The organism is Pseudoalteromonas sp. Z1A2, assembly GCF_011378755.1.
In the GTDB taxonomy this organism is placed as follows: Bacteria; Pseudomonadota; Gammaproteobacteria; order Enterobacterales; family Alteromonadaceae; genus Pseudoalteromonas; species Pseudoalteromonas distincta.
Genome location: NZ_WTKX01000044.1, coordinates 1 through 18110 on the forward strand (window position 1 = coordinate 1; position 18110 = coordinate 18110).

General features: G+C 38.4%; 19 protein-coding genes. 12 read left to right on the forward strand and 7 right to left on the reverse strand.

Annotated features, from left to right (window positions below):
* Positions 1-856: IS30 family transposase (locus GQR47_RS19345; RefSeq protein ID WP_165724373.1), on the forward strand; the 856-nt coding region annotated here is incomplete at its 5' end.
* A gap of 69 nt (positions 857-925) precedes the next feature.
* Here the strand turns inward: GQR47_RS19345 and smpB are convergent.
* The gene (smpB, locus tag GQR47_RS19350) at positions 926-1405 is read right to left on the reverse strand and encodes an SsrA-binding protein SmpB (protein WP_004335699.1); all 480 of its coding nucleotides are present in this window, start codon (positions 1403-1405) and stop codon (positions 926-928) included.
* Positions 1406-1551: 146 nt separating this feature from the next.
* Here smpB and GQR47_RS19355 point away from each other — a divergent pair, with 146 nt between their 5' ends.
* Positions 1552-1992 carry a type II toxin-antitoxin system RatA family toxin gene (locus GQR47_RS19355; protein ID WP_024594788.1) on the forward strand — a complete coding sequence of 147 codons (441 nt, stop codon included), beginning with the start codon at positions 1552-1554 and terminating at the stop codon, positions 1990-1992.
* Positions 1989-2312, forward strand: a complete 324-nt coding sequence (locus GQR47_RS19360) for an RnfH family protein (RefSeq protein ID WP_004335703.1) — start codon at positions 1989-1991, stop codon at positions 2310-2312. Before GQR47_RS19355 ends, GQR47_RS19360 begins: the two co-directional genes overlap by 4 nt.
* A 133-nt stretch (positions 2313-2445) precedes the next feature.
* On the opposite strand, the gene bamE is transcribed toward GQR47_RS19360, so the two are convergent.
* Positions 2446-2805: an outer membrane protein assembly factor BamE gene (bamE, locus tag GQR47_RS19365; RefSeq protein ID WP_004335706.1), complete on the reverse strand. Its 360-nt coding sequence runs from the start codon at positions 2803-2805 to the stop codon at positions 2446-2448.
* A 107-nt stretch (positions 2806-2912) separates the two neighbouring features.
* Between bamE and GQR47_RS19370 the strand changes: the two genes are divergently transcribed.
* Positions 2913-3242, forward strand: a complete 330-nt coding sequence (locus GQR47_RS19370) for a GIY-YIG nuclease family protein (RefSeq protein ID WP_165724375.1) — start codon at positions 2913-2915, stop codon at positions 3240-3242.
* A 94-nt stretch (positions 3243-3336) separates the two neighbouring features.
* Here GQR47_RS19370 and GQR47_RS19375 read toward each other — a convergent pair whose 3' ends face one another.
* Both GQR47_RS19375 and ilvC read right to left on the reverse strand, forming a co-directional pair.
* A complete protein-coding gene (locus GQR47_RS19375) occupies positions 3337-5256 on the reverse strand; it encodes a methyl-accepting chemotaxis protein (protein WP_024594785.1) in 1920 nt (639 codons plus the stop codon).
* 192 nt (positions 5257-5448) lie between these two features.
* Positions 5449-6921: a ketol-acid reductoisomerase gene (gene ilvC, locus GQR47_RS19380; protein WP_004335714.1), complete on the reverse strand. Its 1473-nt coding sequence runs from the start codon at positions 6919-6921 to the stop codon at positions 5449-5451.
* Between the two features lie 138 nt (positions 6922-7059).
* On the opposite strand from ilvC, the gene ilvY reads away from it, so the two are divergent.
* The 6 genes from ilvY (at position 7060) to GQR47_RS19410 (ending at position 12704) form a co-directional block, all read left to right on the forward strand.
* The gene (ilvY, locus tag GQR47_RS19385; RefSeq protein WP_024594947.1) at positions 7060-7965 is read left to right on the forward strand and encodes an HTH-type transcriptional activator IlvY; all 906 of its coding nucleotides are present in this window, start codon (positions 7060-7062) and stop codon (positions 7963-7965) included.
* Positions 7966-8081: 116 nt separating this feature from the next.
* Positions 8082-9128 carry a GGDEF domain-containing protein gene (locus tag GQR47_RS19390; RefSeq protein ID WP_024594946.1) on the forward strand — a complete coding sequence of 349 codons (1047 nt, stop codon included), beginning with the start codon at positions 8082-8084 and terminating at the stop codon, positions 9126-9128.
* Positions 9129-9529: 401 nt separating this feature from the next.
* Positions 9530-10342 carry a MipA/OmpV family protein gene (locus GQR47_RS19395; protein ID WP_024594945.1) on the forward strand — a complete coding sequence of 271 codons (813 nt, stop codon included), beginning with the start codon at positions 9530-9532 and terminating at the stop codon, positions 10340-10342.
* A 1-nt stretch (position 10343) separates the two neighbouring features.
* Complete coding sequence (locus GQR47_RS19400; protein ID WP_024594944.1) at positions 10344-10724, forward strand: DUF3019 domain-containing protein; 381 nt, start codon at positions 10344-10346, stop codon at positions 10722-10724.
* A 14-nt stretch (positions 10725-10738) separates the two neighbouring features.
* Complete coding sequence (locus tag GQR47_RS19405) at positions 10739-11431, forward strand: response regulator (protein ID WP_024589922.1); 693 nt, start codon at positions 10739-10741, stop codon at positions 11429-11431.
* A gap of 25 nt (positions 11432-11456) precedes the next feature.
* Positions 11457-12704 (forward strand): ATP-binding protein, encoded by a 1248-nt coding sequence (locus GQR47_RS19410; protein ID WP_024594943.1) that lies wholly within the window; start codon positions 11457-11459, stop codon positions 12702-12704.
* Positions 12705-12795: 91 nt separating this feature from the next.
* On the opposite strand, the gene GQR47_RS19415 is transcribed toward GQR47_RS19410, so the two are convergent.
* Positions 12796-13017 carry a DUF3820 family protein gene (locus tag GQR47_RS19415; protein ID WP_024594942.1) on the reverse strand — a complete coding sequence of 74 codons (222 nt, stop codon included), beginning with the start codon at positions 13015-13017 and terminating at the stop codon, positions 12796-12798.
* Positions 13018-13367: 350 nt separating this feature from the next.
* Positions 13368-14942 (reverse strand): cation:proton antiporter family protein, encoded by a 1575-nt coding sequence (locus tag GQR47_RS19420; protein ID WP_004335737.1) that lies wholly within the window; start codon positions 14940-14942, stop codon positions 13368-13370.
* 266 nt (positions 14943-15208) lie between these two features.
* Between GQR47_RS19420 and GQR47_RS19425 the strand changes: the two genes are divergently transcribed.
* Together GQR47_RS19425 and GQR47_RS19430 are read left to right on the forward strand one after the other, a co-directional pair.
* Positions 15209-15952 (forward strand): sporulation protein, encoded by a 744-nt coding sequence (locus tag GQR47_RS19425; RefSeq protein WP_004335740.1) that lies wholly within the window; start codon positions 15209-15211, stop codon positions 15950-15952.
* A 69-nt stretch (positions 15953-16021) separates the two neighbouring features.
* On the forward strand, positions 16022-16471 hold the full coding sequence (locus GQR47_RS19430) for a GNAT family N-acetyltransferase (protein WP_004335742.1): 450 nt from the start codon (positions 16022-16024) through the stop codon (positions 16469-16471).
* Positions 16472-16549: 78 nt separating this feature from the next.
* Here the strand turns inward: GQR47_RS19430 and GQR47_RS19435 are convergent, their stop codons facing one another.
* Positions 16550-17905 carry a sodium-dependent transporter gene (locus GQR47_RS19435; RefSeq protein ID WP_154903581.1) on the reverse strand — a complete coding sequence of 452 codons (1356 nt, stop codon included), beginning with the start codon at positions 17903-17905 and terminating at the stop codon, positions 16550-16552.
* Positions 17906-18110: the final 205 nt, after the last annotated feature.

Genomic DNA, 18110 nt, shown 5'->3' on the forward strand with positions numbered 1-18110 from the left:
GATTTCAAGAGAGCTTTCTAGAAATACAGGTAAGCGAGGTTACAGACACAAACAAGCTCATGAGCGGGCTTTGTTTCGCCGAAGAAGTGTAAGAAAACCGCTTAAGATGACACCTGAAATGATGGCTTTAATTACCCAGAAGCTTAATGAGAAGTGGAGCCCTGAACAAATAACGGGATGGTTGCGTAAAGAAAGTGAACGGTCTGTCAGCCATGAATGCATTTATCTGTATATCTGGGAAGATAAAAAAGCAGGTGGTGAGTTATACCTACATCTGCGCCGACACGGTAAGAAATATCACAAGCGCAGTCATGGTAAAACAAACCGAGGGCAAATAAAAAATCGCGTTAGCATTGAAGAACGCCCACAAATAGTTGATGAGAAAGGTCGTATCGGAGATTGGGAAATAGATACCGTCATAGGTAAAGGTCATCGAGGCGCCCTTGTTACCATTGTAGAGCGGGTCACCCAATTCACTGTATCAACGCAGGTGGCAGGCAAAACAGCACAAGCCGTCACTGCGGCGACGATAGAACTATTAAGGCCATATAGGTCAGCGCTTCATACCATCACGGCTGACAATGGAAAAGAGTTCGCTTATCACGAGCAAATCACAGAGGCTTTAAGTGTTCCTGTTTATTTTGCTCACCCTTATCACTCATGGGAGCGCGGATTGAATGAAAACACGAATGGATTACTACGCCAGTATTGGCCGAAGAGCACAGATTTTAAGGCGGTAACACCAGCGCAAGTTATACCAGTACTTGAGCAACTTAATAATCGTCCGAGGAAGACACTTGGATTTGAAACGCCTGCAAAATTGATGCAGGATCACTTGGCGGCTAAAGCCGCCTAAACGTTATGCACTTCAGATTTGAATCCGCGTAATAAAAAAAACGCCTAACTTGTTAGTTAGGCGCTGTGCTTATACTTTGTGTTTCATTAAACGTTCTTTTTCGCGAGACCAATCTTTATTTTTCCCGTCGTCACGTTTATCGTGCAACTTTTTACCTTTTGCTAGATGAAATTCAAGTTTTACCCAACATTTTTTCCAGTACATAGCTGTAGCTATTAATGAATAGCCATCTCGCTCTGTTGCACCGAGTAGACGGTCAAGTTCGCGTCTGCTTAATAGTAACTTACGATAACGCAACGGATCGCAAATTACATGGGTTGATGCACTATTAAGTGGTTGGATTTGCGCGCCAAGCAAAAATGCTTCGCCATTTTTAAGATGAATATAAGTTTCGGTGATGTTTACCTTACCTGCTCGGATACTTTTTACTTCCCAGCCTTGTAGTTCAACACCTGCTTCAAACTTATCGTGTAAAAAATACTCATGTCGCGCTTTTTTGTTTAGCGCGATGGTATTACTTGTCGATTTTGATGAATTTTTCTTAGCCATAGTGCCCTATAATATACGTAATGTGAGATGTTTTACATCGATTTTTTAATAATGCTTTTAAAAATTAAGCTTTAATTTAAGCAGCATGAAAATTTGGGGAAACGCGCAAAGCTTGCTAAAATTCGCCCACACAGTTGGGAGTGAGTATGCCACAAATAGAAAAAAGTGCGCTGGTTATGTACAGCACTAAAGAGATGTTTGATCTAGTTAATGATGTAGAAGCTTATTCGCAGTTTTTACCAAATTGCTCAGACTCAAAAATTGTTTCACAGCATGATAATAACATGACCGCGAGTTTAGAAATATCCAAGGCGGGTATAAAAAAGTGGTTTACCACCGAAAACACCTTTGTTGATGAGCAAACAGTGTTACTAAGCCTTGTTGATGGACCATTTAAGATGTTAAAAGGACGTTGGCACTTTCAAGAGCTTGACGCCAAAGCATGTAAAGTTCACTTGCAACTAGAATTTGAATTCTCAAATAAGTTAATAGAGCTTGCCTTTGGTAAGATTTTTAACGATGTTGCAAAAAATATGGTGAGTGCATTTACTCAACGTGCAAAACAGGTTTATGGAGCGAGAGCATGATTAATGTTGAGGTGGTCTTTGCATTACCAACCACGGCCACGTGTTTATCAATTGAAGTGCCACAAGGGACTACAGTCGAGCAAGCTGTTATTCAGTCAGGTATTATACAAAAGTGCCCTGAGATAGATGCTACATCGCTAACGTTAGGTGTGTGGAATCGAACTGTAAAAGCTAACTATGAATTAAAAGACGGTGACCGTATAGAAATATATCGTCCATTAATTGCAGATCCTAAAGATGCGCGTAGAAAGCGTGCAGAAAAAGCTAAAGAAGAGGGGCGTGCAAATAAAATAACGGGTGGCCGCCCACTCGAAAAGTAACGCAAATCGGTATAAACGTGGAAAAATTTAACGGATTAAATCACACGCTAACGTTGTTTAAAATGGTAAAAGCTTTTAAATAAACCAATAAAAAAGGTGAGCCATGCTCACCTTTTTTTACCACTTGAGAAATTTATTGCTCGAGCGGTGTAGTAAAGTTTTCAGGTTGGTCATAATCCCCTGAGATTGAAACTAACTTTTCATTTTCAAAGTTAATTACTAACTCTTTATTTTGCTCGTTTTTACGGCCCTTATTAAAGCTGTAAATATAACGCCAAGTATTGTTATCAAAGGCGTCCTCGGCAATAGGTCTGCCTAATACGTAAACAACTTGCTCTCGAGTCATATTTACACGAAGTTTTTCAACATCCGATTGCTCTAAAAAGTTGCCTTGGGGGATGTTAATTCGGTATACCCAGCTAGAGCAACCTGCTGCTGAGCTAAGTGTTAAAGCAACGATAAGCCAAAGAGAAAAAGTTTTTAACGACTGCATTGTTAGTTGTGATCCTTATTTTTTATAATCTGCATGATACCGATTAGTCACTGAAGGTAAAACCCTTTTAAGCAATTGTTTTATGTTAAGGGCGTTAAGGTAATGTTTTGACCATTAATAATGAAAAAAGTTTACAGCACATCGAAACGAATATTTTAAAAACGGAGTCTACTTGGTTTTTATATATAGTTGAGACACGATTTGGTCATTGGTACACAGGGATCACGACTAATGTTGAAAAACGCTTTGCAACTCATCAAGCCGGCAAAGGGGCCAAAAACCTTAGAGGGAAAGGGCCGCTTGTACTTATCCATCAACAACCAGTTGGTAATAAAAGTGAAGCAAGTAAACTTGAGTATCAATTAAAAAAGCTTCCTAGAGCCAAAAAAGAAGCATACGTTTTAGCATTTAATACCGGCGACACTAAAATCATTTAGTTAATTTACTTAGATTAAACCTTATTCGCTGTGGGCAAAAGCTAGCTTTTAATATAGCTTTTGCTCACAAAGGAAATATAGCCGTTATAGCTGCTTAGCGATGTTTTTCAAAGGTAGCGACAAGTGCATCGAGTGTTTGAGCGCTGTTTGCCAAGTCACGAATAGCTTGCTCTGTATTGATTTGCTCGCTCATTGCTTTATCGCTAATTTCACTTATTTGCTCTATGTTACGACCTACATCAGCAACCACATTACTTTGCTGTTCGGTAGCAGTTGCAATAAGCGTAGCCATATCGTTTATTTGATTAGCTGTTTCGGCTATCGCATCGAGTAATTCTACTGAGCTTTGCATGGCTCCAACGCTTTGCTGCGCTTTATCTTTTGATTGGCTAATATCGTTAACTACATCATCAGATATTCTTGTAAGCTCTTCAATCATAGATTGAATTTCGGTGGTTGATTGCGATGTACGGTTTGCCAGAGCGCGTACTTCATCAGCAACAACAGCAAAGCCTCGGCCGTGCTCACCTGCGCGAGCAGATTCAATTGCCGCGTTTAAAGCAAGTAGATTAGTCTGATCCGATATCCCTCTAATTGAATCCACAATACTTGCTATATCAACCGTTTTTTTAGAAAGCAAAGTAACTTGCTCTGTTATGCCATCAATATCGCTAGCTAGGGCTGAGATAGTTGCCTGGCTTTGTAATACTTGTTTGTGGCTTTGAATGGTGTTCTCACGGCTGTTATCGGTTAACTTAGCTGTATTCGCTGCGCTTTGTGCTATTTCTTGCACTGTAGCGCCCATTTCGTTGATAGCTGCTGCGACAGATATTGTTTGCTCTTTTTGATTATCAATTGCTTGCGAGTTTCGTTTTGCCTGTTCAAATACATGATCAGAACTTTGGCGAATATCGTGGCTTTCACTGGCAACTTGAGTAATCGCTGTTTCTATTTTATTTATAAACTGGTTAAAGCCATTACTTAGATTGTTGAGCTCTGGTTGGCTTGATTCTGGTAAGCGGTACGCTAAGTTTGCATCGCCAGAGCCTAAGCGTGAAAATAACTCAGCCATTTTAGAAAGTGGAGATGAAAGAGAGCGAGCAAGTAAGTAACTAATCAAGCTAGCAACTAACGCGGTAATTACTGTAAAAGTAAATATTTGCCATTGTAGGGTGTTTACACTTGCGAATACTTCACTTTTTGGTACTTGAGCTACAACATATAAGTCAGTGTTTTTAATTGGGGTTGCAGCTATAAGAGTAGGTTCGCCATTTAAGCTAATTTCTTCTAGTGCAAAGCCATTACTATTAAATAGTTGGCTGTGAATATTTGCAGTATATAAATCGTCAATATTTGCTTTTGCTACTTTATTGGCATCTTTATGAAGTTGAATTAATCCATTTTTATCTGCAATAAATACAAAACCTGTTTGCTCAATTTTAAATTGCTGTAATAGCTTTTGCATATCAGTGATGCTTTTTGCAAGACCTGCTAAACCAGTACCATTAGCTTGCTGATGATTTACAAACATTTTCACATCATTGGCTGACTCTTGATAAATACTGATAGAATAAGGTTGTTTTGATTGCTTAAAAGCAAAGAACCAGCCATCGGCTGCATCATTTTTTAACACACGCAAAAACCCATTCTGGTTCCAGTACTGTGCAGTGTCTCTATTTGCCCAAGATGCTGTTGCTAAATCGTATTGCTGGGCAACGCGATTTAATTCTTTTAATAATAAGGTGTCGTCTTGATTACTAGACTGAGCCCACTGTAAAACAAATTCGTTTGATGATAGTTGCTGAGCAGCACCAAGTAACTCATTAATTTCACCGCCTATATGATTACTGATTGTTTGCAGTTTACTAGGTAGCTCTGACTCGATCATACGTTGCTCAATTATGTCTTTAGAGCTGTATAAAGAGGTCAAGCCAATCAGTGCCGCTACGCATATAGCAATAACACTGCCTAAAGCTGTGATTTTTTGAGTAATAGAAAGGTTTTGTATCGTCATGATATTAGTTAATTTTACAACTGAGTAGAGGACTATACTAGCACATTATTTATTTAGAGCTAGATATTGCCTACTGTGAAATGAATAGAAGGTAGCGTGTTATGGTTAAAGTTTTATGAATATGCATAAAAAAGCCCATAAGCAAAGCATATGGGCTTGGTTTCTAACAAGCGAAACATTTATCGTTTAGGGTTAAACAATCTTTTTCATTGCTGACATGTAGCCACGTAATTTAGCACCTACTTTTTCAACTGGGTGTTCACGAAGGGCGGCGTTAATTTGAATTAATGTTTGGTTATCAACTTGGTTACTGTGCTCGCCAAGGCCTTTACCAATGACATCTGTATCAATTTTTTTCATAAAATCTGCAAGTAATGGCAAACATGCATGGTTATATAGGTAACATCCATACTCTGCAGTGTCAGAAATTGTACGGTTCATTTCAAAAAGCTTTTTGCGTGCAATAGTATTAGCAATTAATGGCGTTTCATGTAAAGACTCGTAGTAAGCTGACTCTTCAATAATACCGGCTGCTGTCATGGTTTCAAAAGCAAGTTCAACACCTGCTTTTACCATTGCTACCATTAAAATACCGTTATCAAAAAATTCCTGTTCTGAGATTTCTACATCGCCAGCAGGGGTCTTTTCAAAGTTAGTCTCTGCTGTTTCAGCGCGCCATTTAAGTAAGTTTACGTCATCGTTATTCCAGTCTTCCATCATAGTGCGTGAGAAAGTGCCGTCGATGATGTCATCTTGATGCTTATTATAAAGCGGGCGCATAATTAGTTTTAGCTCTTCGCTTAGTTCGAACGCTTTTACTTTTGCAGGGTTTGAAAGGCGGTCAAGCATGTTTGTAACGCCGCCGTACTTAAGTGCTTCGGTAATTACTTCCCAGCCGTATTGAATTAGCTTTGATGCATAACCCGCATCAACGCCTTTTTCTATCATTTTATCAAAACATAAAATAGAGCCAGTTTGTAACATGCCACATAAAATGGTTTGCTCGCCCATTAGGTCTGACTTAACTTCAGCAATAAATGATGATTTAAGTACTCCTGCACGGTGTCCGCCAGTCCCTGCTGCATACGCTTTAGCTTGTGCTAAACCATGACCTTGAGGGTCATTTTCTGGGTGAACAGCAATTAGAGTTGGTACACCAAAACCGCGTTTGTATTCTTCACGTACTTCAGAACCAGGACACTTAGGCGCAACCATGATTACAGTAATGTCTTCACGTACTTGCATGCCTTCTTCAACAATATTAAAGCCATGAGAGTAGGCAAGTGTAGAGCCTTTTTTCATAAGCGGCATAATTGCACTTACTACAGCAGTATGTTGCTTATCTGGTGTTAAATTAAGTACTACATCAGCTGTTGGGATTAGTTCTTCGTAAGTGCCAACAGTAAAGCCGTTTTCAGATGCGTTCAAAAATGATTGGCGACGCTCAGAAATAGCTGATGCGCGTAATGTGTAAGAAACATCTAAACCAGAGTCACGTAAGTTTAAGCCTTGGTTTAAACCTTGTGCGCCACAGCCTACAATAACTAGTTTTTTACCTTTAAGTGCATCAACGCCATCGGCAAATTCGCCTGCGTCCATAAATTCACATTGCGCTAATTGCGCTAATTGCTCGCGTAAAGGTAAGGTATTGAAATAATTCGCCATTGTTAGTGTCCTATAAAGTCATGTTTGTTAGATGCGCAATGTTTACTGCGCTTACAAACACCATATGTAAAATCGTTGCTTGCGTAAAATGATATATTTGAATTAAAGTGTTTCATAATATGAAATGCAGGGGGTTGGATGGAACATAAGCACTTAAACTACTTTTTAGCGTTGGCTAAAACACTTCACTTTGGGCGCGCAAGTGAGCTTTGCCACATAAGCGCACCCACTTTGAGCCGAAATATAAAACATTTGGAAGAAGAAGTTGGAGTAGCATTGTTTATCCGCGATAACCGAAGCGTTAAATTAACGCGTGAGGGGGAGTCCTTTATTGATTACGCAACGGCAACGCTTGCTAATTGGCAACGTTTTAAAACGAATGTAAAAGACCCACAACAGCATATTTACGGCAAAGTAAGTATTTATTGTTCTGTAACTGCATCTTATAGTTTTTTACATCAAATATTAGAACAACTTCGTGCGCAGCATCAGTACATAGAAATAACATTAAATACCGGTGACCCAGCACTTGCTATAAATCGTGTCCTAGATGGCCACGAATTAATGGCAATTGCAGCTAAGCCTAATAAATTACCGTCGCAAATTGCCTTTGTTGATATTGGGCACTCACCACTTTTATTAATTGGCCCAAAAATTCAATGTCCGATCACACAAAAGCTTACACAAAATAGTGATGACATTAATTGGTCTGATTTAGAGTTTATTGTCCCAGAACAAGGTTTTTCTCGCCAAAGGTTAGAGCACTGGTGGCGCAAAAATAATATTCACGGAAAAATCTACGCCCAAGTTGCAGGACATGAAGCAATGGTATCTATGGTGAGCTTAGGGCTAGGCGTCGCAATGGTCCCTAAAATAGTGCTAGATAACAGCCCGCTGCAAGATAAGGTACAAATCCTAACACCAAAAATGCAAGCACCTGAAGGGTTTGATATCGGTTTGGCGGTATTAAGAAAAGAGTTAAATGACCCTGCAATCAGTGCGTTGTGGAATATTGCGCAAACTTTAGAAGCAAAAGCAATTTAATATGCACACAGAGCAAGCAAATTAGTTAAATAGTATTAATATAGGTTGCGTATGAGTTTACTATTACTTAACATTGAGTGCTAATAATAAAAACAATGACGCTTGAGAGTTTATTTATGAACCACGCCGTATCACTTGCTCATTCTGCTCAATGCCTTAAAAAGGCGATTCCTTTGATGGTAAAATACCGCATGCCGGTTACGCCTATCAACTATGCAATTTGGTACTGTTACATTCAAGGGAGTAACCCTTCATTAAATGCTGAATTAGACCATGTTATTGCTGAGCAACAAACATGCTCACAAGACAAAGCAAAAGAAATTTTTGATAAGCATTTAACGCAAGACGATCTGGCTTTCTTTCAAGAAATGACTGAAAAGTTCCATACAACTATGGAGCAAGTCCAGCAAGATATAAGCACCACGCTTGAGCATTCCAAAAGCTTTACAACAAGTTTAGTTGATTCACAAAATGAATTAAATATGCTTGCTGATGTAAATTCTTATAATGAAATATTAGGTTGTGTAGAGCGCTTAACCGACGATTCTATTGCTATGCAGGATTATGCTAGAGAATTTCAAACTAAGTTAGCTGTTGCTTACAACGAAATAAAAGATTTAAAAGAAGCACTTAATATTTCAAAAGAAGCAGCTGATACCGACACGCTTACGGGGTTTTATAACCGAGGTAAGTTTGATTCAGATATCGTAAAATTTTGTTTTGAATACTCAGAGAAAGCACAGGAAGATTCTCTTGCCGTACTAATTATGTTTGATATTGATCACTTTAAACGTTTTAACGATGACTTTGGTCATCAAAAGGGTGACGAAGTGTTGAGGTTAGTTGCCAAAAAAGTGAGAGAAAATACAACTGAAACAGCAAATATATATAGATACGGTGGCGAAGAGTTTTGTATAACAGCTTATTTTGACACTATTAACGATATAATAGCGTTTGCCGATTGTATACGTTTAGCTATTGCGAAATTAGCGATTCGTAAAAAGCATGATATAACAGCTAAACGTGCTATTTCTGCAAGTTTTGGTTTAGCTATTTTACGTCCATTTACTAATAGCTCAGTTTTAGTTGAGCGTGCAGATAGAGCCTTATATATCGCAAAAACACATGGCCGAAACCGAATAGAAATAGCCCCTGATATTTAATAAGCATCAGAAGCTTGATTTATTACGGCTAAAGCCGCTATTAACTTTGGTAACCTAGTAGCTTGTAAGGTTAATAAAAAAAAGTTGTTAGAGTTGGCTTCCTGCAGATTTTATTTGAATTAAAGCATTTGCGAGGTTATCCCTCATTTCCAAAGTTTCTCAAAGCAGTGCCAGCTTAGCCAACGCACATAACTAATTTGAAGGGTTTGTCACTTCAAAAACACAAAAGTTAACATTTTTGTATACAAATTGTGAATAATTGTAACCAGCTAGAGCTAGTTTAAAAAGACCTTGCTAGTATGGGGAACTTACTTAATTTAATACTTTGATGTACGCTGATGCGGTATTCCTTCTCCTTATTAACTGCTCTATGTTTTAGCACTTTGTTTGCTTGCCTTTCGGTGCAAGCAACACAGGCAAGCAAGCATGCTGACGATTATACAGAGCAAGATATAACAACTGATCGCCTGCATTTGAGTTTAAGCGTTGGGGCTGGAGTTATAACCAACCCTTTGCATGGTGGAGATAATATTCCGCTTGTGCTTATTCCACAAATTGCGTTTTATGCAGAGCAATGGTTTTTTGATAATGGCCGCCTTGGCTATTCATTTTCACAATCCCCAAAGCATCACTTTAATCTAGTTAGTGAACTCAACTCTGAATCTCGCTTTTTTATAGACTGGCACCCTAAAAATGTATTTGCATTGCAAAGTAGTGCTCTTAATAATCAGTTTGTAATGCAAAATGAAGCCTCGTCCTCTCGCTACGCTGATATTGATAATTTGCATAAACGGCAAATTGCCTTGGATGCGGGTATTGCATATCACTATGTAAATGATGACCATGTTTTTTCAGTTCAGGCTCTGCATGATATAACCGATGTTTATCGAGGTGTACGCGGTGCATTGCAGTGGCAATATCATACTGTGCTAGGAAAGCTTAAAATAAAGCCAACACTTGGAATAAACTATAAATCTGCGGAACTAAATAGCTATTTTTATGGACTTAATGAGGGTGAAACTCAATTTGGCAAAATAGACGTTGGTAGTAGTTGGCAACCTTATGCTAAAATCGACGCCCGTTGGCCACTGAGTAAGGCTGACTCTCTTCGTTTTCATGTAGCATATTACGACTATTCGGCTATGGATGGCAGTCCGCTCTTTGAACGTACTTATTCAATGACTGCATTTATAGGATTCGATCGTACTTTTTAATATGAAGTATTCAATATTAGTTGTGTTTATTACCACTTTTTTTAGTGGTTTTAGTGTGGCACAAACCCCTGTTTTTAGTGTTTCTCCAAAAGTCTGCGTGGTTTCCGAACAGCAGGATTTTTGCGATCTTGATTTACAGTTTAAATGGCTATTAAACACCTATAGTGATGTCTGTTTGTATCAACAAGAACAACTACTTCAATGCTGGCAGCAGCAGCGTTCTGGGCAATTTAATTATAAAGCGCGTGTTCAGGTGGAGACCATATACTCCTTAATCAATCCTCATACGGGTGTGTTAATAGCAAAAACACAGGTTGAAGTACAAAGCGCCCATGCTAAAAAAAATAGGCGTAGGCTTCGCTCTCCGTGGAGCTTTTTTTAATTTAGGAGCAACTAATGCCAAAAATTTTACTTGTTGAAGATGATCTCGGTTTACAACAGCTAACAAAAGATTACCTTGAACATAATGGCCTTGAAGTCGAAGTGTTAGAGCGTGGTGACGAAGTGTTTAATTACCTAGAAAACAATACACCCGATTTAATGATTCTAGACGTTATGCTGCCAGGTAAAGATGGCTTTAGCGTTTGCCGCCAAGTAAGAGATAAATTTACTCTACCAATTTTAATGTTGACTGCTAAAGGTGAAGACTTCGACCAAGTGCTTGGTTTAGAACTTGGTGCTGATGATTATGTAATAAAACCAGCAGAGCCACGTGTATTACTAGCGCGGATCAATGCATTACTACGACGTGGGCAACCAATAGTAAAGTCTAGTGAAGAACTGCAGTTTGGTGATTTAGTCATCGATAAAACAAGCCGTATTGTAAAACTAAGTGATTCAGAGATTGTATTAACTTCGCACGAGTTTGAACTACTATGGCTATTAGCGTCAAATGCGGGTGAAGTACTAAGCAGAGAACATGTGCACCAACATATGATTGGCCGTCAATACGACGGACTTGATAGAACTGTGGATGTACGCGTATCACGAATTCGTAAAAAATTAGGCGATAATAGTGATAAGCCGTATCGTATAAAAACCGTATGGGGACAAGGCTATTTATTTGTTTCTGATGCATGGGATCTTTAGAACTATTTAAGGTTAATCGGCTGTAATGGGAAAACTGTTTACCAGCTTATACTTATATATCATTGTTTCATTATTTGTTGTAAGTGGTGTTATTGAGCAGCTGTGGCCCTATGAAGAGTCGCAGCAGCAGGTCTTCTTAGACGATGAGTTTGGGCAATCACTGTGGTTGCTTTCACAAACCCCAAATGGTCTTAAAAAACTAAAGCATAACTTTGAAAGTAAAGTGATTGAACGACGTGATTTAATACTTCCTCAAAAACAACAATCGCAGCTAAATCAAAACCACTACTTATATTTGTATGATAAGCAACAACGCATTGTTTGGTATGTAGATCTCGGTAATGATTCATTACTTCAAGTAGGACCGGTAGGCGTATTAACGCAAGAATCATCTTCTGTTTGGCCGTATTTATTACTACTTATTATTGTAGGTATACCAGTTGGGCTATGGAGCTTTTTACTCTGGCGTGACTTTGCAAAGCTACGTAAAGCGTGTGAAGCGGTAGAGGGTTTGCAAGACTTTCAACTAAATGACTCTTCTAAGTCTTTCTTTTTACCTATAACTGATACATTAAAGGTAATGCAGCAACGTATTGAGTTTTTACTTAGTGCGCAGCAAGAGCTTACCTCATCGGTGTCGCATGAGTTTAGAACACCACTAGCACGTTTAAAGTTTGCAATAGTCATGCTACAAGAACAAATGCTTGACGAAAAAGGCGAAAAATACCTAACAAACATGCAAACAGACATTAGCGAGCTTGAGTCACTTGTCTCTGAAATGCTTGAATACGCGCGATTAGACTCTCAACAACCAAGTTTACAGCCAATAAACTGCGATTTAGCTGGGCTGGTAAAAACCACTGTTGAAAAGCTAAATTTTGAAGCTAGAACAACGCTCTCTATAAACCTCCCTGAGCATTTAAACTACTACTGTGATAGCCACTTTATGGCGCGAGTATTTCAAAATTTAATTGGCAATGCGCTCAAATACACTCATCAACAAGTCAAAATTTCATTGCTACAAGAGGCAACTCACATAGTATTGATTGTTGAAGATGATGGTGGAGGGATTGACCCCGTTGAGCGAGAAAACGTATTTAAGCCTTTTACTCGATTAGATAAAAGTAGAGGCAAGGACACTGGTGGCTTTGGTTTAGGGCTTGCTATAGTTGCTAAAATTGTGTCGTGGCACCAAGGAGAGTGTAAAGCAGAAAGCTCAAGCTTAGGTGGTGCTAAATTTATTGTATATTTACCTCTTAAATTTAAGACATAAAAAAAGCGCCTAAGGCGCTTTTTTTGCGGTTAAAAACCAAAATCAACAAGTAGCAATATAATAGACCGCAAGTATTTAAAAAAGTTCTCAATTATTTTTTATTTTTTTCAAGTAATGGCATTAACATTTGCTCAAGGCCATTTAGTTTAACCTCATACATCATCGCTAGTTGGCTACCAAGTTTCGAGTTAGGAAATCCCTGCTGTTTGAACCACACCAAATAAGGTTCTGGTAGTAGTAATAAAGGGCGCCCAGCATATTTCCCAAAAGGCATCGTTGTATTTACAGCTATTTTTAATTGTTTTGGATCCATAAGAGTTACTTAGGTTTTAAAGTCTGCGTAAGTGTAAGGGATTTTAGAAATATAAAATAGGCTGTGACGGGCAAGAAACAGCCTATTTTGCGAGGGAGTAGGCCCTCTGATTTAATAATTTTTTGTTGATTAATATAAACCTAGTTGAACTTTAATTAGCTGGGATCTAATTAAGTTATTATTAGAACATGGGGTTTTATTTAACCAACATGGATAGTCTACCTGTTTTTTATGGTCGTGGTGAAATGGCTTGTAAAGGAATGTAAATAGAATTGCTTTTCATTTAAAAACTAATAACAAAGCCTTAATGATTTTAAGGCTTTGTTATTTATAGACGTTATAAAAAGTGATTATTCGTTAAATAGCTCTTGTTTAACGTGCTCTGCAAAACCACTACCTGCTTCTAAGTAAAAGTTATAAGTAGAATGAACACCCATTTCTTCTAGCTCTTTTTGTTGATCAGGGTAGTTTGCAATAGCTGTTACTTGGCCTTTATAACCTGAGGCTTGTAGTTGCTCTAGCGCAAAAATATTTTGCATATGCTTTGGCATTGCAAGCATGACCATTTCTACTTGCGAATGATTTACTCGTTGCCAAAAGTCAGGATCTGTTGCATCAGCAATTAATACGTTGCGGCCTCTGTTAACGTGCTTATCTACCACTTCAGGTTTTATATCTATGCCTGCAACAACATTTGGGTGAGTCGCGTTGATTGTTTCATAAGCACCAGTACCAATACGTCCCATACCAAAAATGACTATTTTAGTATCGTTTAGGTTAACAGGTAGCTCTTCAGCTAAACGAGTTTTGCTTTCAAACTTTAATAGCCAGTGCTCTATTTTTACGTATAGCTCGTTTGAGCGCTTATTTAACGGCGAGGCAATTACAAAGGTAATAGAAACAGCAATTGCCATTACGGCCAGCCACTCAGAAGTGATCATGCCTGTGCTAGCTGCTACTGCACATACAATTAACCCAAATTCGCTGTAGTTAGATAAACTAAAGGCGGTAAGTAATGATGTACGTGCGCGTAGTTTGAATATATTTGTGAATACGTAATAAAGCGCTATTTTAATAGGTAAAACTAAAACAAGTATAATAGCAACGATTAATGAGCTAGTGGTTAGCTCTGCGCTCAAGCCAATACTTAAGAAAAAACCGACTAATAATATGTCTTTTAAATTAAGCAGAGATTTTGATAGTTCTCCTGCTTTTTTATGTGGTGCAAACATCATCCCAATTATGAGTGCGCCTAGGTCGCCTTTTAATCCTGCAAATTCAAATGCATGATAACCAGCAACTAAAGCAAAGAAAAAACCAAATAATGGTAATAGTTCACCATGTTTAGAGCGATTTAATACGCCATACATGACAGGTCGTAATAAAGGCAGAGCAATTATTAATGCAATTGCCCATACATTTGGAATTTTACCTGTACTAATCGCTAAAAAGATAACAGCAAAGATATCTTGCATGACTAGTATACCAATGGCTATTTTACCGTGAAGGCTTGCCATTTCTCCGCGTTCTTCAAGCACTTTTACTGCAAATACAGTACTTGAAAAACTAAGCGCAAACCCAACTAATAAAGCACTTTGCCAACTTAAATCAATAAACAGTGGAATAGCGAAAACACCAAGCAATAACATAAAGCCACTAAAAAGCGCGCTGCTAAAAATAATATGCAATGTTGCAGGCGCCCACACTTGGGGTTTAATTAAACTGTTTACCTTTAGCTTTAAACCAATACTAAAAAGAAGAAGGGTTACGCCAAGTGCTGCTATTGTATCGAGCAACTCTGTACTTTTATAACCCGATAAATTTAAAGCAAAACCTGCTAATAAAAATCCAATAAGAGGAGGCAGCTTTAACTGATAAACAGCAAAGCCACACACAAACGCGGCGGCAAAATAGATTAGTTCCATAATTCTTAATATCACTTCATTTGGGGTTGCAGTGTAACGAAAAATTTATACCATTGAAAATAAAAATAGACCTAAAAATGAACGCGTCTAATCAAATACTTGCCTAGCTGTGTATAAAAAATGCGCATCAAACATATATTTAATCGTAAATAGCATGTAAATAACATTTTTTCACTGACATTGGCTTTTAAATATGGTTAAGATGCGATAACGAAGAAGTTTAAGCAAGAGCAAATAATAGAACCGCTCAGCTTAAGGAGAAATATATGTTTAAAAAGATTTTAGCGTCGGTAGGTATTGGTGCTGCAAAAGTAGATACTGTTTTAGAGACAGAACACTTACAACCTGGTCAGCTTTTTAATGCACAAATAGTCATTACCGCAGGTGATGTTAGCCAAGATATTGCAGGCTTAGATTTATTACTTATGACCCGTGTTAAAGTGGCAGGTGATGATGGCGATTATTTTACCAATCATGTGATTGACCAATGGCGAATTACAGATATAGGTACAATTGAGCCGGGCGAAGTTAAAAGTATCCCTTTTGAAGCACGTCTTCATTCTGAAACACCTATTACAGAAATTAATGCAGGTTACAATCAATCCCATGTGTGGCTTGAAACAGGTTTAGATATTGATTTAGCACTTGATCCGAGCGATAAAGACCATTTACATATTTACCCTAATGAAGCTGTTAAAACGTGCATGCAGGCGATGGAAAAGCTAGGTTTTAGCTTAATGAAGGCTGATGTAGAAAAAGGCCATTTGCGCGCTTCAACATTTCAATCGTTATCGGGCTGTTATCAGGAACTTGAATATAAGCCAAATAGCCGTAGTTTATTTGGCATTCAAGAGATCGAGTTGTCATTTGTACCAGAGGCACATAAAACACACGTGCTTATAGAGCTAGACAGGGCCTTTAGAGGCGATGGTTATGTAGATTTAACGATAGAGCATGACCACGTGAATTTATCGCAGTTGTGCGACCAACTAGAGCGCTTATTTGCTTAATATAAACTAACAAGTGAATAATTTTATTAAACCCGGCCTAGGCTGGGTTTATTGTTTATAGGATTTAAAATGCAATTTAAATGTGAGCAGTTTAATGCTTTAGATGCGCATACTCTTTTTACTATTATGCGAGGACGTGTAGACGTATTTGTTGTAGAGCAGGCGTGCCCTTACCCTGAACTTGATGATGTAGATATTGATTTAAATACACAGCATTTATATACACTAGACAATGGGCGGCTACACACTTATGCCCGATGCTATGAAAAAAATGAGCAATACAGCGCAATAGGGCGCGTACTGGTAAGTAAAAGTGCGCGTGGCAAAGGCGACGCCACTGTACTTGTAAGTAAAGCTATAGAATGCTGTAAAGAGCGGTGGCCTGAACGAGATATTTATATTGGCGCACAAACCTACTTACTTGATTTTTACCGCTCCTTTGGCTTTGAAGATTACAAAAGTGAATATCTAGAAGACGGTATACCTCATCAAGATATGATTTTAAAACTCACTCAATAAATCCAATTTAAGCAGCTATAAAAAAGCCCACTAATGTGGGCTATTTTATTTAAAACTATTTTAAGGCTAAGGTATCATTTAGCTCAATAGTGAATGTAAAAACACCATGCCAATAGCAAGTGGACATACAAACTTAGTATACCAAGGCCATATTTTCCAAAACAATGTATTGTGAACTTCAGGGTTACCCTCTTGAATTGCTTTTAGTAATGAGCCTCTATACCAAATCCAGCCTACAAATATACAACACATAAGACCAAGTAAAGGCTGAGCTACTTTTGTAGTGAGAGTGATTACTAAGCCAAATAAGCTGCTAAGGTTACACACAATTGTAATGCTAACGACAGCGATTAGCGCCCCAATTAACCACGTTGCTTGAACGCGTTTCATCCCAAAGCGCTCTACGGTGTATGATACTGGCGCCTCTAACATTGAAATAGATGATGTTAAAGCGGCAATACTCATTAACGCAAAAAATGAAAAACCCACAAATAAGCCAACTTCGCCCATTCCATCAAATAAAGCGGGGAGTACCTGAAACACTAATGTATCTTCAGAGAGTAGCTTACCCGTTGTGGCCGAGAATATTTCAACGCCTTGAGCTTGTGCTACGTACATAGCCGGAATAATCAGTAAACCTGCAACAAAGGCTATAAATACATCAATAAGGGTCACATAGGCACCTAAAGAAACAAGATTTTCTTTTTTACTAATGTACGAGCCGTAAATAATCATTACGCTAGTGCCAAGCGATAAAGAGAAGAAAGCTTGCCCTAGTGCACTTACTAATAGTTTTGCGTCAAAAATAGATGAAAAGTCAGGAACTAAGTAGGCTTTTAAGCCTTCCATAGCACCATCTTGCGTCATCACATAAGCAATAAGTGCAAATAAAATGCCTAAAAGTGCAGGCATTAAACGCTTAGACCACTTTTCAATACCGTTTTCAACGCCTCTACTTATAATAGCGACAGTTAGTACGATAAAGATCATAGTGAATATAATATTTCGAGTAAGTGATTGCTCGCTTAACCATGTAGATGCTGTGTTGGCACCAACTAAAGTGGCTATGGGTTCAGCTGTGGCGCTGAGCATCCAACCGGCAACAATGGCGTAAAAGCTTAGTATAAAGCCAGCGCATAAAATACCGCCAAAACCAACAGCAAAAGCAAAGTGTTTTTGCCATGACTTATTAGATATTTTTTGAAGTGATGACACTGCGTTTGCTTGGCCATGACGTCCAATCATAAGTTCAGCCATTAAAGCGGGGTAGGCTAAAAAGAACGCAAGCACTAAATATGCGACTAAAAATGCAGCACCGCCATTACTTGCTGTTTGTGTAGGGAATCCCCAAATATTGCCCAAACCAACGGCAGAACCCGCGGCGGCCATAATAAAACCAAAGCGAGAGCTAAACTCGCCTCTAACTGCGCTCATATTATTGTACTTCTCTATTGTGTGACGGCGGTGACAATCTACTGGAAATGTAAAAAAATAAAAAGTGCTTATTTGCTGATCTAGCACAAATTAATAAGTAAAGTGTATGTTATAACGTGAGCGTCTAGCGAACTACACCTATGTTTTAAAATTCCAGGGTAACAAGCTGTCGATATCGGGCTCAGGCTGGCACAGTTCATCAAGG